Raw genomic sequence first — 22,599 nt, forward strand, 5'->3', positions numbered from 1 at the left:
CCTATTTACCGAACAATCCTGCGTGCTTGCTATGCAGGTACAGGTCATGTGGGGAGGGCATTGACCACAAGCAATACAATTCTAATATGGATTAGCATAGGAATTACCTATTCTACTGGACCCACATTCAGGAGGGCGGAATGCCTGAACTCAGCTTGCGCCACCTGCGCTATTTTGTGGTCCTGAGCCGCGCCCTGCAGTATTGCCGCGCCGCGCGACAGCTGGGCATCAGCCAACCCTCGCTCAGCCTGCAGATCGCGGCGCTGGAGGAGATCGTCGGAACATCGCTGGTCGAACGGCGGCGCAACGGGCTGATCCTGACCGCAGCCGGCCGCGATATCGCCGCCAAGGCGGAACGCATTCTTGCGGATTGCGACCTGCTGGTGAATGCCTCGGCAACACGGCATGACACCCTGACCGGCACCCTGCGACTGGGGTCGTCGCCGACCATTGGCCCCTATATTCTGCCGCTGGTTCTGAAGCGCCTGCATGAAACCTATCCGGAGTTCAAACTGATCATCCGGGACGGCCCCTCGCGCGACCTGCTGGACGACCTTGCCGCGGGCAAACATGACCTGATCCTCACCCAGGCGCCAATCCTGCGGGATGACATCTGCTTTCACCCCATGTTCCGGGAACCATTGCATCTGGTGGTGCCGCGCGACCACCCGCTGGCTGACGCTGGCACGGTGCACAGGCGCGAGCTGGAGCAGGAACAGCTTCTGAGCCTGAACCCGGCCTATTCGCTGCGCCAACAGGTCGAGACCTTGGCGCAATCAGTCGGCGCCCGAATGCGGGATGACATCGACGGGACCAGCCTGGACGCGATCCGGCAGATGGTTGCGCTCGGCATGGGGGTGACGCTGATGCCGCGATCCTACACGCAATCGGAAATCGACAACCGCAAAGGGGATGTCAGCGTCGTCGCCCTGAAACCCGGCCTCGACCGGCAGGTCGGCCTGGCCTGGCGCGTGTCCAGCGGCAACCCGGCAAGTTTCCTGCATCTGGCCGAAGCCATTTCTGCCGAGGAACGACGCACCCGCGCGACGCAATAGCGCGTGCAGCCTGCCACATGCGACGCGGCGCAACCCCCGCAGTTTTCTGTGAAATGTGATAGCGCTGGATGGGCGTTACAGCGGGTAAATCATGCCGGGCGGCTATTCAGCGGCTCCACAAGGGCTTGCGGCCATTTTACTCCGGGCAGGCTTTCAAAACCTGGCTTGGCGAACAGCCAGCCCTGCATCAAGTCGATGCCCAGGTCATAGAGACAGGAGAACTCTCCCTCGGTCTCGATACCTTCAGCGACGACGATGATACCAAGCTGCTCCAACATCCTGACCACGTGCCGAACAATGGTTTGTTTGACGTTTGAGTCGTCAATGTCTCTGATCAGACCGGCATCGAGCTTCACCACATCGGGCTGGAAGCGCGACAGCAGGTCGAGGCCGGCATAGCCTGACCCGAAATCGTCAATTGCAGTCAGGAAACCGAGGCGGCGATACGTGCTGAGAATATTGAGAAGATGCGGTACGGAGATCCGTTCGACTTCGGTGAACTCAAACATGATCTGAGTAAGCGGAAAGCCTGTCTTTTTGGCTGTTTCCAACGTCAGGCGAATGCAAGCATTTGGATCGTAGACCGCGTTGGGCAGGAAGTTGATCGAAAGAAGCGCCCCGCTGTCCCCGAGGTCCAGGCGGCTGGCATGTTCGATCGCGGTTTTTCGACATGTCTGATCGAAGGCATAGAGGTTGTCTTCGTTTACCTGTTCGAACACTTGCCCGGCGCCGGACCCGTCTTGTCCCCGCACAAGAGCCTCATAGGCAAAAACCTTGCCAGCCCCGAGCGAAACGATCGGCTGAAACGCCATCGAAATGGGGATCTCGAACCCCTTACCGTTGCGACAAGCCTTACACTTTTCTAAATCAGTCAATGTGGTCACCCTCTGCTTGCTACCGTTACTCCTAGTCAAAGAGGTGAAGAAACGATTGTCGCGCAGCAACGGCCGCACGCGGACGTGGTCGCCGTTCGGGGTTTGGAGATATGCGGGACTGTCGTGCGCCGCGCGCGGCAGACTCCGCGGCAGGCACAAGGAGGCTGCCAGCACGTTCCGGACCTTCGGTCGCTGTCTCCCAAAGACCAGCACCGACGCGGCGATTGTGCTGCACGTCATGATCCCCAAGGCATACCGATCGGCTCACAGACCCAACAGGACCTTTGGCATTCCAGTGGAGAGATTCATGAAATCTCTGACACAAACGATGTCCCGATCCGATTTCACCGTAGCCTCAGCGCGTCATAAAGCTGGGGGCTAACCTGGTAAGCGTGAAGGCTATCCTCTTGGAGCAACCCAAGCTTCGCCGCACGCTGAATAGTCTCCATGTCATTGCGTGTACCCAACGCCTTGCGAACCCGTTGCATGTGATTATCGACAGTTTTGGGGTTGTCGCGTTTGATTTCATATAGGATTTCCTTCACCCGCAAGCCTTGCGCTTTCAAACGCAGCACCTTTAGGTTCATATCGCTCAAGCCCATCTGGAGTATTATGTCGTCCGACCAATCACTGCACATGTGAAGATGAGTTGCGAGCGTTTGGATGATCGTCCTGTCCCTTTCAAAACGCGCGTCATGGTTGGCAATTTTTCCTGAGGTATCATAAAGTCCCACGACTGCTCTGACACCATTGGCCTCAAGTGGGATTACCACTCCAGAGGACACGAAATCGCGCACCCCGCCCACCACACGGGCTAAATTTTGGGGCAGCTTCTCCTCCTGCAATAGACGGTAAAAGCTCGATTGGAGTATGGGTTGATGGGCCAAAGCACCCATCCGCATGCCAAGGTCGTCCCGAGCATAGTTGTTTCGCTGATAGATCTCACGCCATTCATCAGGGAGACCCGACCGTTTTGAGACATGGTTGCTGTGAATGCCCTGTAGCGACCGCGTATCTGTGAAAAGGACGTAGTTGACACCGATGTAGCCATACTCCGCCTCAATGAAGCTCGAAAAAATCTCATACTTTGCATCAAGAGAAGGCGCTTCGGTTATATCCACCATCAGGTCGAAGGGGGCGTTCATAGTTTGATCTCACAGATTTTGAAGTGCCACAAGATTAAATTCAAAATCCGAGATATCAATCTTTATTAAGGAGTTAAGGGGAATTTTCTAGCCGTGAGAGCAACACCCCGCCACCTCTGCACTGTTTCCTCGCCGGGCATATCCTTCTACGGTTTGGGCGCTGGTCAACTTGGCTGCGCTCTGAAAGAGCATGACCCACAAGAGGATTGCCATGAAAGGTTCAACGGCGAACGGAACCTTTCATGGCCAGTGACCTTTTGTTTGCTACAAAATGCTATTTGTCCGAAGTAGGAACGCTTCCACTGTTCCAGTCCACAGTTGCCTGAACGTTCCACAACATATCCATGTACTGTTGAGGTTTGCCGCCCTCGGCGTAATACACGATCTTACGCGCATAGGCGGGACCTGCATCTGATCGGGCAAAATCGACAACCGCATCGCGTTTGTGGTTCATCCAACGTTCGCAGAGGATGGCTGCCGGACTGATTGGAGAGCCAAGAAACCTCTGGTTTTCCTCCAATGCAGAACTCGGCAAGTCCTCAGGGGTCACGACAGTGGCATCTTCCGTCATCAGGAAGCACAGATCTAACGCATCCTCGGAGGTATCGAAGGTGCCGAATGTCGGTGTGACCTCGAACAATACAGCAAGCCTATCCTCCAGGAATTCCGAGGAGGACATCTCGATGGCCGCATCTTCGAAAAACGTGGCCTGGCCAAGCATCAACACGCGATCCAGGTCTTGCTGCTCACCAAGGACGAGGATCCGCATCTCGTTGTCTTTTTGATAGCGCATCGTCCACATCACGCGCGTATCCGAGCTAGAAAAGGAAAACTCGTCCTTCCAAAGTGCGCAGCCTTTTTCGTCAAGTTTTCCATCGTCAGGTTCCATCACGTCCAAGCGTTCACAGCGATAGCCCTCCGCCTCGAAACTCGCGCGAATTTGGGCGGAAGATTGGGAAAAATTGGCGCTGCCAATGGTTGCCAGATCTGCGGCAGACGCTGCGCTATGCGACAGGATCAATGCGACGGTTGTCGCAAGAGCATGATTGTAGATCATCAAGGTATTCCTGAAAACTGGTTTGAAAAACAAAGTCCTGCCATGGGTTAACCCGCAGCAGGGGCAAATCTCAGATCATTTTGACACTTCGCTCAGATCTACAGGTACGCAGATGCCGGATTGCTGGCCCTGCTCGCTGTGGGACACATTGAGTTCAAGCGTCTCGTAAGAGACCGAAAGGGTTAGCTTGTCGTTCAAGCGCATGACCTGCTCAGACCCGGTGCCGGTGGTGGTCTGTAGCCCCGATCCCGGTGACAGGGTCAAACGCAGCTGATCGTTTTCGATTGTGACGGCCCCGGTATCGGCGCGCGCCATCACAAACCGAAAGCCACCAGCCTGACAGGCAAGCGCTTGCGGGCGGGAAAGCTCGGACTCTGGGCCAGAGCTCTCTGCAAGTTGAGACAGGCGCACATAGCCGGAGCTACACACGGCGCCGATTGCATCCGGTGCGTTCAAATCGCACTCAAACCCATATGACTGGAACCGTACCCCCTGCCAGCCCTCAACCGGAGCGCCACAAACGCGCACTTTCTGATCCACCGGGATGACCTCGGTTGTGACCTCCTCAGGCCCGAGGTGGATCGGACTGACATCCTTGTCCTCCATCCACTCCGCAGGCCGCAGTGCATGGATCGACCCACAGTCCGGTGACACCTCGGGAACGGATACAACCGGAGCGACCCGGCCCGTAGTATGAGCAAACTGGTCAAGCATGTGGAAGTTATCGACAATAGAATCCGGGTTACAGGCCTCCTCGTTCGCAGGCAGGAAATCATGTGCCAGTCCCAGAGACACGGAGGCGAATTCCAGATCCCGATCGACGCCCACAGTGAAAACCCGTTTTCCTTCATAAAAACGGATGTAGCTGAAATCTTCTTCGGATTGCGCGAGACCAGTTGAAAGGTAGGGCATGAACCGCACTGGCATGGACAGGTCATAGACTGGGTCAGACAGGTCTGGACCGCCGAGAAACTGAACGGTTTCATTTTGCAGGCACACCTGGACGCGAGAGGCATTCTCCGTGTCACAATAGAATACCTGTGTCCCGCCGCCCTCACAGCCGGCAAAGGCCGGAGCTGCACAGGCGGCGAAACTCACCGCGATTAAGTAGCGCTTCATCTGCGTTAGCCCCCAAACCCGGCAATATTGCCTTGCTTCACCCACGCGCTGGAGCAATTGCCCCAGTAAGCCATGTTCGGCGGCCAATCATCGGGCGTCATGGAGCAGGCAGCCAGACGTGCCTCAAAATCGAGCTGGGCCATATAGCCACCGGCACCGTCGCCTTTGTTGGGATCTATCCAGATTATGCCAGAATAGTCGTCCTCAGAGACGCATTCAAAAGCGGAGCCAAGATCGGAGGGAAAGGCATAGCCAAGGATCGCGGCCTCCTCCGCTGGTGCCGCATAGAGCGCGATCTGTCCGTTTTCGGTGCCTTCATTGCTCAACACCCCGGCGACCTCTCGACAGTTATAGCTGCCATGGGGCGTGGCTCCGGGGATGGGCTTGCTCGGCTGGTAAAACGGAGCGCTGTCGGCGCTTGGCCCCGTCCGCATGGTATTGATTGAGACACGACGCAACGCCAAGAGGTTGTCGATTTCCGCACTCAGGGCCGGCTGCATACAAGAGAGGCTGCGATCCGGGGCGGTTCCGCGTCCAAATAGATCCAGCCAAATTTCCGCACCAGAGGTGTCGTCAGTATCCATGGGTGTTTTCACACTGAGTACAGCGCGCCCGCCCTCATGCAGAAAAGAAAACTCATGCACATCCCACGGGAATCCACCCGTACCCGGCGTCATGCCGAAAGGTACATCGGCGGCAAGCCGATAGATCGGACCATCCGAGATCTGAGGCGTCACGTGGAGTTCAAACACAGGATCTCCTGTTTCAGGATGCTGACTGCTGCAGACTTTGATTTCATCTGCATCCTCAGTAAGGCACAGCACCTGTGTCGCCAGAATGTCGTCGCAAAAGGCCTGTGCCACTCCGGCAGAGCTCAGTAGGCTGACCCCGAATATTGTCAAAAACGACCGCACGTTTAGTTCTCCTTTGAGGCTGGGGCGTAAAGTGCCGCTTCGTTCAGCTCCGCAAGCGATCCATTCACTGTGCCGGTTGCGCAGGTATATGAAGAGGTTCCACCGCCGTCCCGGATCAGGTTCATGCCTGCAACCTGTCCGGATACGTAAACTTCATAGCTCGCCCCCACGCCGCGCAGTGTGGAGGACGCCCAGTCATTCGCGGTGAGACCTGTCACATCCCCTAAAGGAACGCTGACTTCGGCGGGAAGGCCCGGCTCTTTTTCAAACGCCAATCGGGCGTCTTGCGGCGTCCAGCAAAGTTCCAGACGCCCTCCACTCGGCAAGGCGCATGATAGGGCCTGGGTTTCAGGCGGCAGGCACTCCGCATGACCAACGACAGGCGCAAAGGCCAAGAGACAAAGCAACTTAGAACGCATGAGCCCGCTCACCCTGCAAAAGCAGTGCAGTCATCGGGGCTGACCGATCCTTCGGGAATCCAGCCCGCTCCCGTCTTCGTCTCAACGAACTCAAACCCGCCCCAAGGTTCAAAACGGAAATACACCGTCGCGCCGCCCTCTATGGTGCCGATAGGATAACTGTCACGCATGCCAATCCCGCTGGTCAATGTGACCGGCGCGCCAGTGTACCCAACACAGGAGGATTCAAACTGTGACAGCGTCGGCAAGAGGTCTACATCATCCAGCTTACCGATCAACGAAGAGGCCAAATGGCGAGCTTTGGTATTAATCTTACAGCTATAGCTGGCTTCCAGTTGTTTATGTGCGCTGACCATTCGCTGATCCCAGTCATTCAGGCTGGGAGATTTCGTCGAACACTCAGCACTAAAAACCGACTTACCCAGGGCAGAGCCAAAGCAATAACCTGCTCTGTCGAAGGCCATATTCCGCAAATACCACGCGTCCTCACACAAGGCACTTGCAGTGCCCGCAGTGCAGGTCAGGGCTGCAGTTAGAACCAGTGCTTTCATTGTATTCTCCTTAAACAAGTGTGGGGCGTGGGCCTGGCTTGGGACAAATGGAACCACGCGCCACATGCCTGCGGTGTTATTGTATTGGCTGAAGATAGGCGCCATCGACCCAACCTGTGGCGCAGGGCCCGTTATAGGGCTGGCCAAGGGCTTCGGGCCGCAAGAAGCACCCCGTCAGGCCCAGTGTCGGGATGGCAACGGCGACGAAATCATTTTCACGATCAATGATATCAACGGTGTCGCCGGGCTGTAGCATCCACCAGATCGGGGTTGCGGCCGAGGGGCGTGCAGCGGCATAGACTGGCAGGCCCTCGGGGTGGCCAGATGTGTCAGCCACCCGTGCCACCCCAACCGTATTTACGCGCGGGATGATCTCATCCTGGGAAAAGAACGCGGCAATCGGGCCGCGGGTATCCTGAGCGCCCCACAGTACCTCGGGGTCGGCATAGATCGTTTCCGGCGTGCATAGTGTCTGATCGACTTGCGCGCGCCAATGCGGCGATTGCAGCCACATGCTGTACTCGCCGGTCGCTGCAAGCGTTTCCTCCATGTCGTCCCATGGCACCGCCGCATGCAGGGTCACGGGCTCTGCCAGATCGGTGCTCCAGAACCCGATTTCCAGCCGTACTTGATCGTCCTCGGACCAGCTGAACCACGTTGTATTCGCATCGGCGATCAGCGGCGTGTCATAGTACATTTCGCCCGACGCCAACGCGTGACGTGTCAGCATATAGCTGTGATCCTTTGCGCAGACGGTAATCTGCTCGCGAAAGTCGGCGTTGTCCGTTGCACATTGAAACAGCACCTCGCCACCGCAAACAGATTGTGCGTTGGCTGTGCCGGACCACCCGGTCACCATCAAAATGGCAACCGCTGACAGAGTTCTTGGCAGCATCATAACAGCCCTTATTGCGCCGCTTCGATCAGCTCGATGAGCGAAGAAAGGTCGCTGTTCACGCTGCCTGCGTCGCAAGGGAGATCGGCGATCAGCGCGCCGTCTTTCAGAACATTGACCCCGCCCATTTCGGTGGCATCTGCCGCGCGTTCGCTGCCCCACCAGACCTCATAGGCGTAGCCACCGCCACCATCAAAGGTCACGGACTCGCTCATGAAATTCCCCATGCCATTCCAGGGCGACGCGGTGATCGTGGCCATGTCCTGCAGGATCTCTTTTTCCACCGCCCCGTTGGATTTGAAGAACCCGTAGGCCGCCTTGGTGCCATCTGCCCAGACCGCATTGCAGACCTCGACGCCGCGCATCCCGCCCTTCAGCGTGCAGGTGAACATTTCGGTGCCGTCAAGTTCGCAGAATTGCCCGGCTTGAAGCGCGCCTGCGCCAAACATCAGCCCAATCGAAAGGTATATCTGTTTCATATTGTGTCCTGTCACGCGGAATAGGTTGGAAATTTAGGGTGTCTCGGGTGTCTCGGGCGCTGATTTACGCAGCCAATAGGCGCTGGCGGCAGCTCCGGCGAAAGCGACAGCAATGATGAGGAGCGCCAGAACAGGCCGGAAATAGACCCAGGCAATCGCTATCGTGGTGCCACCGACAACCAGCGTAAGAGCGACGCTGATCAACGAGGTAACAGAGGCCGTGATCCATCCCAGAAAAGGCAGAATGCTGGCAATCACGTCCACCACCCCGAACAGCGCCTTGAAGCCCAAAAACAGCAGGACCATGAGACCAGTGCGCAACATCCAGGTTTTGAAGGTGTTGTTGGAAACAGCTGTCTGGAACATCTCGTCCGCGGTCTTCAGTCCTTCTTCCACCAAGTAGACCTTGCGTCCATTTTGGGCAGTGTAGGGCACCAACGTGTCGCCGCGCTGTACACCGACCACGCTTGCCTCCTCGATTTCAGACGCGTGATAGCTCACCCGGATATCACCAAGCTGCGGAGCCGTGACATCCGCACCAAAAACGACCCGCCCCGCGACCAGTTTGGCCGGTTGCTCCAGCGAGAGGGCGCGCGCGACATCCTCCGCTTGCTGTGCGTCCAACAGCATCGGTGTTGAACCGCCCAGATCTGAAATCTCATCATCTACGGTAAAAGCACCAATTGTGCCCTCTGGCTGTCGGATCACTTTCGATGCGATTGGCATCGGCGGGTTCATATGTCCTTCGGGAACCCGAAACTCTGCTCCACTGGCTGGCGCATCCGTCCAATCCTGACGATAGGTGTATCGCGTGGTCTTTTCCTGCCCGCCACCTAGTTTTGTCTCCGTCTTGGTTTGCTTGTCTTCGATCCAGGCAAATTGCTCTACCTTGCGTTCAAGACGCACGGTTTGTGCAGACGCGACCATCCCCAGCGCCACATCCGCCAGCGGCACCTCAAGCGCAAGCGGGCCGCTTATATGCAGAAGGCGATCTTCGTTTTGCGGATCAATTACTCTGTGGTCTACCGACACAACCTGGTTGGCCCCTTCGGCAAGCGCCCGAGCTGTACGCACGGCATTGCCTTCGTTCCAAAACAGAAAATACACAGCGATACCGATAAAGCTGATTCCAAGCCCTATGCCTTTGATGGCGTTTTTCAGCCGGGCAAACAGGCCAACTTGCGTTGTTTCCGTGAACTGAGACACGATTTAAACCTTTGAAATTTCTGGATACGCGGGTCAGGTGCTTTTGCCAAAACCCAAGGTTTTGATGACTTCGGCAACATCTGCCATGCTGGGCCCAACGGCGATCGGCGCATCGGGGACGCCCAGCCAGTCGTTGATTTTCTGCGCCGTCACAAGATGGCGCCTGCTCGTTGTGTAACCATGGGACAGCGCAACACGATGCCGGTTCTGGGCAGCGCCTGTCACCACGCACAGCCGGTAGGAATAGCTGGCATGCAGCCGGTTGTTGCTACGTTCATTGCGCTTCAGATCAACATCAGCCTGCTTCACGTTTTCCAGCGTGATGATGTCCTCGCGCGTGCCATGCAGCATTGTTTTTCGTAGGGTCAGTAGGTTGCTGGCGCGATCAAACACAACTTCTGTTTTGTGGTAGACCAGCCATAGAATACCTCCACCGATGCAAACAGCTCCAGCAGCAACGCCCCAGCCCGCGGTGTAACCGGCCACGGCTGCGCTCAGGCTGAGCCCAACGACAACAAGAAGAATACTGCACAACACGGCCGAAATGACGCTGGTTGTCCCCCTCAGGATGAGGCGATTAGGCTCATTCAGATGGATTTTCATTTGGCGAGGCTCAGGTTCTCAAAGGTTTTTTTTGAATTTGGTAGCCTCTGTTCGGTTGGGGCGAACCCGAAGTCAGGTGAACAGGTTACTCGCTACTAACGTTGCTTTGCGCGCAGGCGACGTCCGTCAGGTGCAAACGAGGCAGATAATTGCACCTGTTGGCGCCGACCTGCGCAGCAAACCATTGGCTACAGAAGCTCGGCCCTGCTGGGGCCGTCCCCAACGGTCCCTTTGTCAGCTCTGCCGAGATTAGTGCCGCGTTCCTGGGTGTCCGCAGCGGATGCAGGCGCGCTTTATTTTTCGGTACCTTTGGCGTCCTGCGCAAAGGCAGGTGCGGATAGCGTCAGCGCAAGGGCAGCTAGAATGGTCGTGAATTTCATGGTCGGTTACCTGTTTGACGTTTGGTCAGCGTTTGATAGCGACAGCCGGCGGAGGCAAACATATGGATATTTCTCCATATTGCGGTCGGGTGGGATATCTGTCTGCGCGCACCGGCGAAAGTTCTTCAGTCGTATGAAAACGGTCTGAATAGATCTTGTGCGCCAATACGTCAGCTAGAACACTGTCGGGTAAGTGAACCGCCCCGGTTTTACCGAAGGCAGATGCCTCATGACCTGTGATGTGATCCCAGAAAACGCCCCCGGTTTTGACTATAGGTTTCCGCAGAGAACCCCTGGTTGGGAGAGGAGCGGAAACGCATGAACGCGCACTGGTTCATGAGCCTTGAAGATGTAGCCAAACAGTTCGAGGTTTGGCGTAGAGCCTACAATGAAGAACGCCCGCACGGGGCTATCGGGAAAAAGGCCCCGGCAGACCTGATGAAATCAGTTCACGACACCGGCCCGTGAACCTGATGGAACCGCGGAAATTCTAACAACGGCCGCGGGTCCGTTGGGTAGCACATCAAACCTGAACAGAGCGAACTTATGAGCGCGGCCTCTATATGGAGCAGGTCAGAGGCCATGCGCGTACGTCGATGTGACCGAATCCAAATAACACATAACACCGGCCCTCACCTCTGTGAGAGCCGGCGTCATTCAAAGGCTGGACCGACTAGAGCAACCAGTTGACGGTCAGATCTTCGTCTAGCAACAGAGTGGTCTCACCCGTTGCGTCGATATAGCGATCATAGGTGACACCATCGCGCTCTTCTTGACCGTCGCTCTCCATTTCAAGGCTAATGTTCACAACATCACCCAGATCACCAGACACTGCGAGTTCATTTAGATTGGACTGCCGGATATCATACCAGCGGGTGATATTTAGCGTGTTCTCCAGACCATTGGTGAAGTCCATGGCTTCGATACCGTCGACGCGCCTGCCCGTGAATTCAAATACATCTGCAGCCTCTGCAAAAACAACGACGTCAAAGCCTCTGCCGCCACTGAGGCGCGCATCTTCCATATCAGCGATCAGAACATCGTCGCCCGTTCCGCCGGCCAGGCGATCAACACCATTGCCACCGGAGAGAACGTCATCGCCCGCGCCCCCGATGATTGCGTCGCGGCCTTCGCCACCTGACAGGCTGTCTGCGCCGGAGCCGCCCCGCAACGTGTCGTTGCCTCCTTCACCAAAAGCGACATCGGCGTAAATCAGGTCATCCCCCTCGCCGCCGAATGCGATGTCTTCGCCCTCGAAACCACGCAACGTGTCGTTGCCGGCGCCGCCGTACATCGTGTCATCACCGTCTCCGGCGTTCACAAGGTCATTGCCCTCGCCCATGTAGATAACGTCATCGCCGCCAAGCCCCTTGGCAATGTCGTCCACCTCTGTACCCAGGATTAGATCCGCGTCTAAGGTGCCGCTCTGTATTTCTCCAGTCGCTTCGAGTTCAATCACATTTTCAGGGAGCGGTTCTTCCGGACCTTCGGGCTCTGGCACAGAACCATCTGTCGCTTCGTTCAAATAACGCACATCCCGGATCAGACCCTCGAAGTTGTCTTGGAATGTATAGCCGAGTTGCATGCCCCAGCTTTCCTGAACATCGGTCAGCCCCTCCATATGCGCGCTGCCGATTTCTTCGCCGTCCAGATACATCACGGCCTGTTCATTGTGTGAATTGTAGCTGATGGCGACATTGTGCCAATCGGTGTCACTGATCGCGATGTCGGACACCAGCTCATAGTGCTCCTCATCAGCATTCCAGAAATCAAACGTGAGGAAGCCATCATCGTTCATGCGCAAGCGCATAGAGCTAATCCACATCATTAGATAGCCGCCACCATCGCTGTCCATGTCTCGTTTGAGATCCAAGCTGAAGGTAAACTGGTCTTGGCTATAGAGGTGCTCTGCGGTGCGATCCAACGTGATCGTCGTGTCATTGTTCAGATGATACGCAAGGCTGCCATCCTCCAATGTTACAACCGCATCTGCCAGTCCTTCGCCGCTCAGACCCACCCCATAGGAGGAGCCATCCACGGGGCCATCGGCAGTCAGTTCCAATTCAAACAAGGTCGGCTCGTCCACGTTTGCCCGGATCTCGTTGACCGCAACCGTTCCATCCTCGCCCGTCACTGTGAGGGTTACCACGTAGTTACCAGGCGCGGCATAGGTGTGGTTCACCGCCTGCCCCGAAGCTTGGGTACCGTCGCCGAAATCCCAGACATATGTTGCCCGCTCATCGGTGAAGCCCTGCGCATCCGCGGTCAGGCCCGCATCAAACGAAAAGGCAAAATCGTTGCCGGTGAACTCACCCGAGCTGACCACGGCAAGCGGGGTCAATGCGTCTGGCGTTGCATCAAACTGCGTGAGCGATGCCCCCAGGTTTTGGCCCGCATATTCAGAATCGGGCAGAAATTGTAAATCAGATATTGAAGAATACATCCCCGAAAGCGCATCTACGAAAATGTTGCCAACATAGATTTCCCCACCGGGGTTTGTATTCTGAGTAATCAAATTGCCCGAGATCGTGTATCCGCTCTCCAACAATTCTTCCATGTTGGCGATACGCGGCACGATATTGTTCTGGATCGCGACATCTACAGACGCAGGGGACAGCCTGATGGATGGGACCGTCACGCTTCCATAATCACGATCAAGATTCTGGATGACTGTATTGTTATTAATCTCCAAACCATGCGTTGCGCCCACAACGATGGAATTGGCCACCGCGTTGTAGACCACATTGTCTTCGATCAGAATATTGCGATAGAACATTTCCTCGCCAGCCAAACCTCTGTCGACCTGTTCATTGCGCAGGAAGACCGACTGGGATCCATCTCCATCCGTGGCCATAAGGATATTACCCCGGATGATAATGTTCTCCGATGGGGAATCTGTGCCGGCGGTCCAAAACTGGATCAAATCCGCGTGGTCGCCACGGCCGGGTGCATCCTCGTGACGCCAGGGGGTCATGTCGCGGATCTCATTGCCTTCGATCAGGACATTTGTGACCTCAACGAAATCGAAGCCGTCAGAACGAAGATCATGCACATAGTTGTTTGAAACATCCAGATTATCGATTTGGGTAAACACCGCACCCCGAAAAAAACCGTCGATTTCATTGCCAACAAACGTGACATTTTCAGCACCACGCGCCGAAAACGCGATCCCGGTGCTCATACCCGCAACATTACCACCATGCGCCGCGACATCTTCGTGGTCCAGCGGATCGCCGCCCAGCTCCTCGGGGACGGGCTGCCCGGTAAACTTTGAATTCTCAACCGTGATGTTGCTGGCGTCGCGACCATCAGGCGACCAGTTGCGCACATTGAACAAGCGGGTCGTCGTGGTGGTTTCTTCAGTTGGGGTCAGTTCAAATTCCAAATCCGCAAAGTGGATGTTCTGCCCACCTGCGATTCCAACGCTCGAAAACACAGCTGGATCATCTGGGTTTGCGGAACGAATGGTGACGGTGCTGTCATATACACCATGTGAGTTATCCAAACTCTTGGGAGAGATATCGAGATCTCCGTAATCGCCGGGTTCCAACAGAATCGTTTCACCACCTGTTGCGGAATTAAGCGCATTGGTGAGTTCTTCTGCGGAGGATACGGTAATTGTTGTTTCATATTCCATTAGAAAGTTCCTTTGCAAACTTTTAGCCTAAGGTGTGATTTCAATGACCAAGATCTAAGGACCAGGAATAATTTCCAGCATATGACCACGGCTTTCAGGGTGATTGCCAAAAGGAAGACCCTGACGTGAACGATCAAATGCCGGGACTGAACGCATAGAACGCTTCATTCCATTAAAAGCCCTGATAGAGCATAGCTTCATGGTGGGGTGACATCGGCCATTCGCGCCACACGCCTGACTGCGTCACGAGCGATGGCGATATGAAATGGTAAAATCGCGCAGAGATATAGTCGCCCAGCGGCATTGTGCGGACGTACCCATGTGGACAAAGTCACGCTGCCGTCGCGCGATAGTACCGATACGCGAAAGTTCAGATGCCGATCATCGAAACCGGCGATTATCTCATCACTCGTTTCTGCTTCGACGGGGAAAACGCCTAGCTTATCCGGCGCCTCGGGCCCGTTGGCTGACAGGCCAAATGGTGCTGTCAGAACATTCCGCAGACCGACGAGCAAGCGAGCCCAGCCGGGAAAGCGCACAATTTCTTCCGCAGCCTGTCGCACAGGCACATGAGCGCTGACGGCATAGCTGTCCAGAAAATCCTCCCCCATAACATATTGCTCGAGCAATGAACCCATTGGTAAGGGGATCTTTTCTACGGAATGAAGTGATCGTTTCATCGGGATCTTTCGGCTTTCACAGGCTTGAGGTGACATTGGCGATCTTTGTCGCGTGCTGCGCAAACGCCTCCAAGATCGAGATCGGTTACTCTTCCTATCCCCGCCACTACGGCGCGTTCGGCGTCGAAGAAGAAGTGTTCGCCACGTCCCGCCCCCAAGAAAACCAGATTGAGCTTGTCCTGCGTCCCACCGGTCTTGCGGGGCGTGAAAGACGCATCTTGTTAAACAACTCGTGCTGATTGTTCTGTGACACCCGCAACTCGATGAGTGTGGAAGGTGTCAGAGCGAGATTCAGCTTGGCCATTTCCCGGGGCGTCTGTGCCAGATGGTCATCGCGCAACGGCCGCAGGGTTTCAGTGGTGTCTCTCATGCATTCGTCCAGTTCATTGCACTAAGATGACGACCGAGATGGGGCACCTGTGACACGACAAACCCAAAAAAACATCCAAGGTACTGGCAGTGTTTCGTGGCTCCAATAGCGATCTACATATTCGGCTCTGGACCCATTAATTTGGTTGCCGTTCGCCGGCGATCTTGCTTCAAGCTCCCAAACTTTAGGGGGCGTGATGAGCAATCTTTTCTGGCAGACTGACGAGCAAATGGCCCGGCTTCGACGTACTTTCCGAAGAGCCATGGCATATTCGTGGATCGATGCGCGGTGTAGAGGGGCCTCTCTGCGGGAGCCTCGTTTCGCGCCTCAGTGGAGTGGACACCCCCATACTGGAGCTCCGTCAGAGCGGCTGCATCGACTGGCTTGTAGGGGTTGATAATCAACATTCCCTCACCATTTCGAGGCGAACAATACACCGGGCGCAGGAGCACCTAGAAGCAAGTGCCGCTCGATCCGTCACTTGAGCGATGCCCAAAGCACCGCCGCTAGCCAGATCCCTGCCCCGAAGCTTAAGTGAGCCATAAGGCTCTTCGCGCGTGCGAGACCCGGCTTGGGTGTACGACGTGCGGCAACGCCCGCACCGAACGCGGGCTGCAGGATGAAGAATGGCGCAGCGACTGTGAGCGCGCCGAAGATCAATGCCGGTAGCAAGCTTGGCGTTGCCGCCCATCCGGGACCCATCAACGTCAAAAACACAAGGGCGAACACGACACCGATAAGGTAGTGCAGAAACCACCCGAAGGACCTCTCGTACCGGAAAGGTGGGACTTGTGAGATCGGGCGCGGCGCCCCCTTGCCGCGAAGTTGACAGTGGACCCACCGGCCCACAAGCCCATAGTCCAGTGGTTGAACGCCAAAGGCACGTTTCAGGATAAAAGCCACGGTATCCATGACCAATGTAGCGCCGCAGCCAATCACGAGCACATCCAAGAAAAGGCTCTGCATGGTTTTGCCTCAGTTCATAACACTCAGGTACTAGACCCCTGTTGCGTGAAAGAAGCATATGCGCTGCTGATTGGTCGATTGCCCAGTTTCACACATCAGCTATACACCAATGCATGAAACCTCGGAAATTTCACCAAGCTGAACCTATCGGGTCATTGCCTCCTTGCCAGCGTGGTATCTATGTTTGGTTACAGGTATCAGTTTATGCTTCGGTCCAGTTTCGTACACGAAGCAAAACAAAAGCCTCGTGAGGGGGCCGACTTTGACTGGTTTCATACCCTCACTGTCGCGTGCATCGGGTCGTGAACTGAGGCAATCCCGACGCTGAGAGCACCTCATAACATACCGCCCGCGCATGGCGATGACCTGACAGGTATGAGGTACACCGCTTAGATCAGGCTGCGACGGCCAAGCTTCGAGGAACGAAATGCAACGCCGGGCAAACGACGCATCGAAGGAACGTTGCCACCAATTGAGACGCCGCGCCGCACGCTAGAAATTCGGCCCTTCCATGCACCAGATCCTGTCGGCCTCCTTGTAGGACGAGCAAGCATCTCCGGATGCCCGCCACACTCACCTGCAAGGCCATTGGGTGAACTGGTCGCGCCTTGCCAGACAGAGCCTGTAGACGGTTAACAAAAAGGGATAAGCAGCCCCCACAGGAATTCGTTCTGGAACTGGGTACCGCCCTCGTCCTGGCCGCAGGCGTCATCGTCTGGCTCGGCTCCACCCCCGTGACGGTTACCCTTTCCCGCCTCCTTCAGTGACCTCATCTTCTGGTCACACTATGGGCTGCAGACCTCCACCACCAACGAGCTCCACCTATTCAACGCCATCGCTAGGAGAGAGTGTTTAGGACGAAAGGCCCGACGGCCTTTGTCTCGCCAGGCGTTCCGCGAGCCCTCGCGCCAAGGTGTCGAACACGATGCGGATACGCCGGCTCGTTTGCAGTTCCCGGTGCGTGACGAGCCAGATCGGAAACTTTAGCGTCGGGAAATCAGCAATAACCCTTTCAAGAGTCGGTTCCGCATCGGCGAGCGCTTCGGGCTGCATCGACACACCATATCCGGCCTTCAGCAATTCCCACGCCACGACACCATTCGCGCTGGACATGACAAAGCTCTCGGGGCGCACCGGTATGCCCATGTTGTGCAGCGGTGCCATCAGGCGTTCGGGGTCTGCGTTGCCGACGAAATCGAAGTCGGCAATGTCGCGCAACCGCTCTGGACGCCCCACCCGATCAAGATAGGCCGAGGTTGCAAACAGGTTGGCGCGAAAATCGCCAAGGTGCCTTGCAATTAGGTCCGGCTGATCTGGCCGGATGTGACGGATTGCGATGTCAGCGTCGCGTTCTGCCAAATTTTTCTGCTCGCTCGATGGAAGAATACGAACACGAACCCCAGGTGCTGCCTCCCGCAGTGGCAAGAGCACACCTGGCAGTACAAATGTTGACAGCAAATCTGTACCGGTCACCGTGACTTCTCCCGTGATCTCCTGAGAGCTGCCATCGGCCACCATCGAGATCAGGGTCGCCGCTTCGCCCATGGCACGCACATGGCCAAGAAGGTTGCGACCAGCTTCGGTCAGCTTCAAACCGCGCACACTGCGTTCGACGAGCGTCACGCCAAGCGCATCTTCCAATGCACCGATCTGTCGGCCGATTGTCGGTTGGCTCGTCTTCAGAGCCCGGGCTGCAGCACTGAATGAGCCCTTCTCGGCGGTTGCAAGAAATGCGCGCACTTGGTTCCAGTCAAAGGAGATCGCCTGCCAGTTCATACACCTGCGTATAGCAGATGAACGGTATTCGGCAATCGACCAATCGCAGATGCATGGGCACACTTACCAAATTAATCCAACCAACGACTCTGGCGCCGATCCCGGGCGAAACGCATGGAAGACAGCAAGATGTACCGCGCATTCACGAACATCCTGAGCGGGGACCCCGACAAGGCCGCCACCTTCTACCAAACACTGCTCGGCCTCGTCCGTCATTTCGATTCCGACTGGTTCGTCCTCCTGACGCACCCAGACTTTCCGGGCTTCGAATTCGGTATTCTAAGCCGAGATCATGAAACAGTGCCTGCCGCATGCCGTGCGGTTCCCTCAGGCGTCGTACTGACGTTTGTTGTCGCTGACCTCGAGGCCGTTCTCGAACGCGCGACGGCTCTCGACGCCAGGATCATTGAAACGCCGACCCTGACGCCATACGGCCAGATGCGTGTACTTTTGCATGATTTGGACGGCTCGATTGTCGATATCAGCAGTCCGCGCTGACCTCGCTCCGCACCTTTCGCGCCCTCCTTTCGACAGCGCGCGTCAACACAACCGGTATCCGATAATGCGCAGCCTCACCAAATCCGAATGGGTATTTCTAGCGATCGTGCTCGTCTACTCTTTCATTCCGGCAGTCCTGGCCCTTGTCCGGATACCCGAACTTTTGGGCGCGCCACCGCTTGTGCCACCCAATCCGCGCGCGGTCATCGCCCCGGTTCCGATCATCCTCCACATCCTGGCAAGCTCGATCTTCTGTCTTGCCGGCGCGGTGCAGTTTCTGCCGAGCTTACGGCGGACCCGCCCCGCCTTTCACAGAAGCCTTGGCCGCATCGTGGTGGCAACCGGCTCAATCAGCGCGTTGACCGGGCTTTGGATGACTGTGTCCTACGTCTTCCCCCAAGCGCTCCAGGGTCCCCTGCTCTATTGGGCACGCGTCTTTCTGAGCCTTGCTATGTTTGCGTCCCTTGTCTGGGCGGTGCTCGCGATCCGCGCCCGCAATGTCGCAGGACACCGCGCCGCAATGCTTCGGTCCTACGCCATCGGCCAGGGGGCCTCGACACAAACGATGCTCCTCATCATGGCTATGGCACTATCCGGTGTCGAGCCACTTGGTCTCGTGCGGGATCTGATCATGATCGCGGCGTGGGGGGCCAACCTCGTGGCCGCGGAGTTCTTGATCCGCCGCACCTCGGCGACTCGCACATTTCCTGTGGCCGTCTCGCGTCGGGCATCGTCCCAAGCCTGACGCCCTCAGACCCAGATTACGAAGATACCGATATGCGCAAACTCGATCCTCACACGCTGCTGTCATCGCTCTGGCTGTTCATCCTGCTGAACATCATCTTTCGCGACATTCACCAGTTCGTTCTGAAATCGCACCTCGAGATGCTCCTGACCGGATACTACGACGGCACGCTGATCACAGATGAGTTGATGCTGCTTGGTGGTTTTTTGGCGCTTGTGCCGATTTCAATGGTCCTCCTGTCGCTTCTGCTTGAGCCACGCTGGCTTCGTCCGGCGACCGCTGTTGCGGTGGTGTTCACGGCCGGCCCAGCGATCCTAGCGCCGCCGACCGACCTCGACGACGTACTGCACTTCTCGCTCGCATTCCTTGCGCTGGCTTCAATTTCGTGGATCGCTTGGGCGTCACTTGGCACGGCAAACAAACAAGTTCAGTCATGACCTGCCTCGCCCCTGCCGCGCCCACCACTCGGACAGGCAAAGCACCCCTCGTGATAAGACGTTTTTGCGTGATCGGCTTGGCATTCCTGGTGGGGGGTGCGGTATGCCTCTTACTCCGCTGGCTGGAGCTGCCTTCCACGGTCATGGCAGAGTTCAAAACCGGCACGCCATCAGCATCAATAACCTGGATCCTTTTGCTGGGCTACGTCCTGTTGCTGGCAATCCCGTTTGTACCAAGCGCCGAAATGGGCCTCGCCATCCTGCTTGTCTTGGGACCCTCCATGGCGCTGCCGGTCTATGTAGCAACCATCCTGGGCCTGACCATCGCGTTCACCGCGGGGCGACAGGCGCATGTGTACCGGCGCAGCAACGTCAAGGACGACGCCATGGAACCCACGCCTGCAATCGCCATTCTACACGAGAGGTTTCGCGACCGGCCAATCCTGCGGCGCATTCTGCGATTCCGGGGGCTGTCTCTCATTGCCATGATCAATATGCCGGGCAACACGGTCGTGGGGGGCGGTGGCGGTATCGCGATGGCCGTTGGCTATAGCCGAACCCTTGCGTTCAAAGAGTTTCTCCTCTGCGCGGCGGTCGCAGTCGCGCCGGTACCAACGTTGTTTCTCATCGCCGATCAGCTCGGTCTAGAGGCCTGGCTCCGCGATTGGATGGAGCGCCTTCTTGCTCCCCCGCTTTGATCCCATCTCATTGGCCAAACGGATACCCAAACACTCGGAACTCATGCACATGACCGTGAATACGCCAACGCTGCACCTGCTTTGTGGAAAGGTTGCTGCAGGAAAATCGACCCTTGCGGAGAGGCTCGCCGCGCAACCGGGAACGATCCGGATTTCGGAAGACATCTGGCTCAAGACCCTCTTTGCCGATCAGATGCAGACCCTGAAGGATTACGTACGATGCTCCGCCAAGCTACGGGACATTGTGCGGCCGCATGTCATCTCGGTGCTAGAGACGGGTGTCTCCGTCGTGCTCGACTTTCATGCAAACACGCGCGATCAGCGCAGATGGCTGAAAGCCATCGCCGAGGCTGCCAGCGTACCCCACGTCCTGCATTTCCTCGACGTCTCAGACGATGTGTGCCTGTCGAGGCTGCATGCAAGAAACGCCGCCGGTAATCACCCGTTCGCGGTGACCGACGAACAGTTTCGCGTCGTGACCGGCCATTTCGCAGCGCCTGTTGCAGACGAAGGCTTCACCGTTCGCCACTATCTTGACGACGGCACGGGAGAAGGGTCCGAGGTGTCTTGTTCATGACGGAGACGCCGAAGAACCCTTTTCTGACCCTTGGCATGGGGGCGCTCTACGCCCGCACCGCCTTGCCGATCATCCTACTATTGGCGGTGCACGGTTTCATCAGTATCGCAGATGCTTGGTTTCTCGGCCGTTTCGTCGGGCCCGAGGCGCTTGCAGCCGTCACGCTGATCTTCCCATTCTACATGGGGGTTGCGGCCCTCTCAACACTGGTTTCGGCGGGCATGTCCAGCGTGATGGCTCGGCATCTGGGCGCAGGCGCTTTGGAAAAAGCGCGCGACCTTTTCGCTGGCGCAACCGGTTTATCCTCGGCTCTTTGCGCAGGTCTCGTGCTGCTTTTTGCCTTGTTCGGCGAAGCCGCTGTGCAAATGGCGGCCAAAGGCGACGACGACCTGGCGAGACTTGCCATACCCTATCTGCAGATCACCGTCTCAACCGCTCTTCCTGCCTTCCTGCTTTCGCTTCACGCCAGGGCGCTGCAAAACCAAGGGCGCATCCGCTTCATGACGATGATGAGCCTGTTCGTTTCTTTGGCGAATATCGTGTTCAACTACGTCTTTATCGTCAGTCTCGGCCTTGGAGTCGCGGGGGCTGCACTTGGAACGGCGGCCGCCCAGACCATTGGTCTGGTGATCGTCTATGTTTGGGGGCTCTCCAAAAGTACTCGCCTGCGCATTTCCGACGCGCTCGATGGTCGTCTGTTTACAGCATGGCGTAACATCTTTGCGCTTGGCGCTTCGCAGAGCCTGGGTCTGTTGAGCGTTTCCATCGCATCAGTGGCGATCATTGCGATGGTGCAACACTTGGCCGTGAGAGATTACGCAACAACTGTCTCTGCCTACGGCATCATTACGCGTTTGCAGATATTCGTGTTCGTGCCTCTTTTGGGGCTGAGCCAGGCGATGCAATCGATCACAGGAAACAATTATGGCGCAAACCTCCATGATCGCGTGATCATAAGCCTACGTTTTGCACTTTGCTCGGCGTTTGTCTTTGCTGTGACCTTGCAAGCATGCTTGATCCATTTCAGGGAAGAGATCGGATTTGCATTCGTTTCGGATCCGTCGGTCGTCGCAGAACTAAGCGCCATCCTGCCGCTTGCGTTTCTAACGTTCTTTCTCACTGGCCCATTGATTGTCATTGGCGCTCACTTACAGGCCATCGGGGATGCGCGAACGTCACTGTTGCTCGGTCTATCCAAACCTTATCTGTTTGTGATCCCCCTGATTTTTCTACTGCCCTTGGTCACGGGCGAAGTTGGAGTGTGGCTGGCCTGGGCGGCTGGCGATCTCCTGCTCTTGGGGTTGGTTGGTGTGATCCTTGTCCGACAACGCCTGCACCTATCCACTTCCAGTATCAGTCCCACAATCTCCGAAACCAACTGATCCAGAACCGTTTATTGACACAGATGCCCTTCAGACCAAAACAATACTCTAGAAAGAACGTATGAATGTCTTTTTCTTTGTGCAGCGTCCGCGCTCGCAGGTGTATCTGCATAAAGAAATAGAGGATATTTGGGC

General features: G+C 56.5%; 23 protein-coding genes and 1 pseudogene. 9 read left to right on the plus strand and 15 right to left on the minus strand.

Annotation, left to right across the window (positions count from 1 at the left end; translation table 11 throughout):
* Nucleotides 1-140: 140 nt before the first annotated feature.
* Entirely contained in the window at nucleotides 141-1,055 is a 915-nt protein-coding gene (locus tag MHM97_RS08995) for a hydrogen peroxide-inducible genes activator (RefSeq protein WP_239321971.1), read from the plus strand.
* A gap of 89 nt (nucleotides 1,056-1,144) precedes the next feature.
* Here the strand turns inward: MHM97_RS08995 and MHM97_RS09000 are convergent, their stop codons facing one another.
* From MHM97_RS09000 to MHM97_RS09050, 11 genes are all read right to left on the minus strand, one after another.
* On the minus strand, nucleotides 1,145-2,104 hold the full coding sequence (locus tag MHM97_RS09000; RefSeq protein WP_239321973.1) for an EAL domain-containing protein: 960 nt from the start codon (nucleotides 2,102-2,104) through the stop codon (nucleotides 1,145-1,147).
* A 170-nt stretch (nucleotides 2,105-2,274) separates the two neighbouring features.
* Nucleotides 2,275-3,075: an autoinducer binding domain-containing protein gene (locus MHM97_RS09005; RefSeq protein WP_239321975.1), complete on the minus strand. Its 801-nt coding sequence runs from the start codon at nucleotides 3,073-3,075 to the stop codon at nucleotides 2,275-2,277.
* A 274-nt stretch (nucleotides 3,076-3,349) separates the two neighbouring features.
* Nucleotides 3,350-4,132 (minus strand): hypothetical protein, encoded by a 783-nt coding sequence (locus MHM97_RS09010; protein ID WP_239321977.1) that lies wholly within the window; start codon nucleotides 4,130-4,132, stop codon nucleotides 3,350-3,352.
* 75 nt (nucleotides 4,133-4,207) lie between these two features.
* Nucleotides 4,208-5,338, minus strand: coding sequence for a hypothetical protein (locus MHM97_RS09015; RefSeq protein ID WP_239321979.1), 1,131 nt, complete (start codon nucleotides 5,336-5,338; stop codon nucleotides 4,208-4,210).
* A complete protein-coding gene (locus tag MHM97_RS09020) occupies nucleotides 5,257-6,114 on the minus strand; it encodes a hypothetical protein (RefSeq protein ID WP_239321980.1) in 858 nt (285 codons plus the stop codon). The genes MHM97_RS09015 and MHM97_RS09020 overlap by 82 nt, the downstream gene beginning before the upstream one ends.
* A gap of 53 nt (nucleotides 6,115-6,167) precedes the next feature.
* Nucleotides 6,168-6,440, minus strand: coding sequence for a hypothetical protein (locus tag MHM97_RS09025; protein ID WP_239321982.1), 273 nt, complete (start codon nucleotides 6,438-6,440; stop codon nucleotides 6,168-6,170).
* A gap of 152 nt (nucleotides 6,441-6,592) precedes the next feature.
* A complete protein-coding gene (locus MHM97_RS09030; RefSeq protein WP_239321984.1) occupies nucleotides 6,593-7,135 on the minus strand; it encodes a DUF4453 domain-containing protein in 543 nt (180 codons plus the stop codon).
* 76 nt (nucleotides 7,136-7,211) lie between these two features.
* Nucleotides 7,212-7,865, minus strand: a complete 654-nt coding sequence (locus tag MHM97_RS09035; protein ID WP_239321986.1) for a hypothetical protein — start codon at nucleotides 7,863-7,865, stop codon at nucleotides 7,212-7,214.
* Between the two features lie 176 nt (nucleotides 7,866-8,041).
* Nucleotides 8,042-8,509, minus strand: a complete 468-nt coding sequence (locus tag MHM97_RS09040; RefSeq protein WP_239321987.1) for a hypothetical protein — start codon at nucleotides 8,507-8,509, stop codon at nucleotides 8,042-8,044.
* A gap of 33 nt (nucleotides 8,510-8,542) precedes the next feature.
* Complete coding sequence (locus tag MHM97_RS09045; RefSeq protein ID WP_239321989.1) at nucleotides 8,543-9,715, minus strand: TMEM43 family protein; 1,173 nt, start codon at nucleotides 9,713-9,715, stop codon at nucleotides 8,543-8,545.
* 33 nt (nucleotides 9,716-9,748) lie between these two features.
* The gene (locus tag MHM97_RS09050) at nucleotides 9,749-10,318 is read right to left on the minus strand and encodes a hypothetical protein (protein WP_239321991.1); all 570 of its coding nucleotides are present in this window, start codon (nucleotides 10,316-10,318) and stop codon (nucleotides 9,749-9,751) included.
* 698 nt (nucleotides 10,319-11,016) lie between these two features.
* Between MHM97_RS09050 and MHM97_RS09055 the strand changes: the two are divergent.
* Nucleotides 11,017-11,166, plus strand: a pseudogene (locus MHM97_RS09055) (integrase core domain-containing protein); the annotation flags it as partial.
* A gap of 205 nt (nucleotides 11,167-11,371) precedes the next feature.
* Here MHM97_RS09055 and MHM97_RS09060 read toward each other — a convergent pair.
* On the minus strand, nucleotides 11,372-14,335 hold the full coding sequence (locus tag MHM97_RS09060) for a PKD domain-containing protein (protein ID WP_239321993.1): 2,964 nt from the start codon (nucleotides 14,333-14,335) through the stop codon (nucleotides 11,372-11,374).
* 197 nt (nucleotides 14,336-14,532) lie between these two features.
* The gene (locus tag MHM97_RS09065) at nucleotides 14,533-15,015 is read right to left on the minus strand and encodes a DUF2867 domain-containing protein (protein WP_239321995.1); all 483 of its coding nucleotides are present in this window, start codon (nucleotides 15,013-15,015) and stop codon (nucleotides 14,533-14,535) included.
* Between the two features lie 35 nt (nucleotides 15,016-15,050).
* Here MHM97_RS09065 and MHM97_RS09070 point away from each other — a divergent pair, with 35 nt between their 5' ends.
* Nucleotides 15,051-15,254: a hypothetical protein gene (locus MHM97_RS09070; RefSeq protein ID WP_239321997.1), complete on the plus strand. Its 204-nt coding sequence runs from the start codon at nucleotides 15,051-15,053 to the stop codon at nucleotides 15,252-15,254.
* Nucleotides 15,255-15,862: 608 nt separating this feature from the next.
* Here the strand turns inward: MHM97_RS09070 and MHM97_RS09075 are convergent.
* Entirely contained in the window at nucleotides 15,863-16,351 is a 489-nt protein-coding gene (locus MHM97_RS09075; RefSeq protein ID WP_239321999.1) for a DUF2938 domain-containing protein, read from the minus strand.
* Between the two features lie 852 nt (nucleotides 16,352-17,203).
* A complete protein-coding gene (locus MHM97_RS09080) occupies nucleotides 17,204-18,127 on the minus strand; it encodes a LysR family transcriptional regulator (RefSeq protein ID WP_239322001.1) in 924 nt (307 codons plus the stop codon).
* A gap of 114 nt (nucleotides 18,128-18,241) precedes the next feature.
* Between MHM97_RS09080 and MHM97_RS09085 the strand changes: the two genes are divergently transcribed.
* The 6 genes from MHM97_RS09085 (at nucleotide 18,242) to MHM97_RS09110 (ending at nucleotide 22,464) form a co-directional block, all read left to right on the plus strand.
* A complete protein-coding gene (locus MHM97_RS09085) occupies nucleotides 18,242-18,625 on the plus strand; it encodes a VOC family protein (protein WP_239322003.1) in 384 nt (127 codons plus the stop codon).
* A gap of 64 nt (nucleotides 18,626-18,689) precedes the next feature.
* Nucleotides 18,690-19,370, plus strand: coding sequence for a DUF2306 domain-containing protein (locus MHM97_RS09090; protein ID WP_239322005.1), 681 nt, complete (start codon nucleotides 18,690-18,692; stop codon nucleotides 19,368-19,370).
* A gap of 32 nt (nucleotides 19,371-19,402) precedes the next feature.
* Nucleotides 19,403-19,807 carry a DUF6326 family protein gene (locus tag MHM97_RS09095; protein ID WP_239322007.1) on the plus strand — a complete coding sequence of 135 codons (405 nt, stop codon included), beginning with the start codon at nucleotides 19,403-19,405 and terminating at the stop codon, nucleotides 19,805-19,807.
* Nucleotides 19,808-19,875: 68 nt separating this feature from the next.
* Nucleotides 19,876-20,505, plus strand: a complete 630-nt coding sequence (locus tag MHM97_RS09100) for a hypothetical protein (RefSeq protein ID WP_239322009.1) — start codon at nucleotides 19,876-19,878, stop codon at nucleotides 20,503-20,505.
* Between the two features lie 49 nt (nucleotides 20,506-20,554).
* Nucleotides 20,555-21,082: an AAA family ATPase gene (locus MHM97_RS09105; protein WP_239322011.1), complete on the plus strand. Its 528-nt coding sequence runs from the start codon at nucleotides 20,555-20,557 to the stop codon at nucleotides 21,080-21,082.
* Entirely contained in the window at nucleotides 21,079-22,464 is a 1,386-nt protein-coding gene (locus tag MHM97_RS09110; RefSeq protein WP_239322013.1) for an MATE family efflux transporter, read from the plus strand. The genes MHM97_RS09105 and MHM97_RS09110 overlap by 4 nt, the downstream gene beginning before the upstream one ends.
* The last annotated feature ends 135 nt before the right edge of the window (nucleotides 22,465-22,599 follow it).

This window comes from Epibacterium sp. Ofav1-8 (genome assembly GCF_022348185.1).
In the GTDB taxonomy this organism is placed as follows: Bacteria; Pseudomonadota; Alphaproteobacteria; order Rhodobacterales; family Rhodobacteraceae; genus Epibacterium.

What these genes read in the sequence shown, in the direction of transcription:
- MHM97_RS08995 (WP_239321971.1), top strand. Translation starts at nt 141, where the DNA reads ATGCCTGAACTCAGCTTGCGCCACCTGCGCTATTTTGTGGTCCTGAGC.
- MHM97_RS09005 (WP_239321975.1), bottom strand. Translation starts at nt 3,075, where the DNA reads ATGAACGCCCCCTTCGACCTGATGGTGGATATAACCGAAGCGCCTTCT.
- MHM97_RS09010 (WP_239321977.1), bottom strand. Translation starts at nt 4,132, where the DNA reads ATGATCTACAATCATGCTCTTGCGACAACCGTCGCATTGATCCTGTCG.
- MHM97_RS09030 (WP_239321984.1), bottom strand. Translation starts at nt 7,135, where the DNA reads ATGAAAGCACTGGTTCTAACTGCAGCCCTGACCTGCACTGCGGGCACT.
- MHM97_RS09035 (WP_239321986.1), bottom strand. Translation starts at nt 7,865, where the DNA reads ATGCTGACACGTCACGCGTTGGCGTCGGGCGAAATGTACTATGACACG.
- MHM97_RS09040 (WP_239321987.1), bottom strand. Translation starts at nt 8,509, where the DNA reads ATGAAACAGATATACCTTTCGATTGGGCTGATGTTTGGCGCAGGCGCG.
- MHM97_RS09050 (WP_239321991.1), bottom strand. Translation starts at nt 10,318, where the DNA reads ATGAAAATCCATCTGAATGAGCCTAATCGCCTCATCCTGAGGGGGACA.
- MHM97_RS09060 (WP_239321993.1), bottom strand. Translation starts at nt 14,335, where the DNA reads ATGGAATATGAAACAACAATTACCGTATCCTCCGCAGAAGAACTCACC.
- MHM97_RS09065 (WP_239321995.1), bottom strand. Translation starts at nt 15,015, where the DNA reads ATGAAACGATCACTTCATTCCGTAGAAAAGATCCCCTTACCAATGGGT.
- MHM97_RS09075 (WP_239321999.1), bottom strand. Translation starts at nt 16,351, where the DNA reads ATGCAGAGCCTTTTCTTGGATGTGCTCGTGATTGGCTGCGGCGCTACA.
- MHM97_RS09080 (WP_239322001.1), bottom strand. Translation starts at nt 18,127, where the DNA reads ATGAACTGGCAGGCGATCTCCTTTGACTGGAACCAAGTGCGCGCATTT.
- MHM97_RS09085 (WP_239322003.1), top strand. Translation starts at nt 18,242, where the DNA reads ATGGAAGACAGCAAGATGTACCGCGCATTCACGAACATCCTGAGCGGG.
- MHM97_RS09090 (WP_239322005.1), top strand. Translation starts at nt 18,690, where the DNA reads ATGCGCAGCCTCACCAAATCCGAATGGGTATTTCTAGCGATCGTGCTC.
- MHM97_RS09095 (WP_239322007.1), top strand. Translation starts at nt 19,403, where the DNA reads ATGCGCAAACTCGATCCTCACACGCTGCTGTCATCGCTCTGGCTGTTC.
- MHM97_RS09105 (WP_239322011.1), top strand. Translation starts at nt 20,555, where the DNA reads ATGACCGTGAATACGCCAACGCTGCACCTGCTTTGTGGAAAGGTTGCT.
- MHM97_RS09110 (WP_239322013.1), top strand. Translation starts at nt 21,079, where the DNA reads ATGACGGAGACGCCGAAGAACCCTTTTCTGACCCTTGGCATGGGGGCG.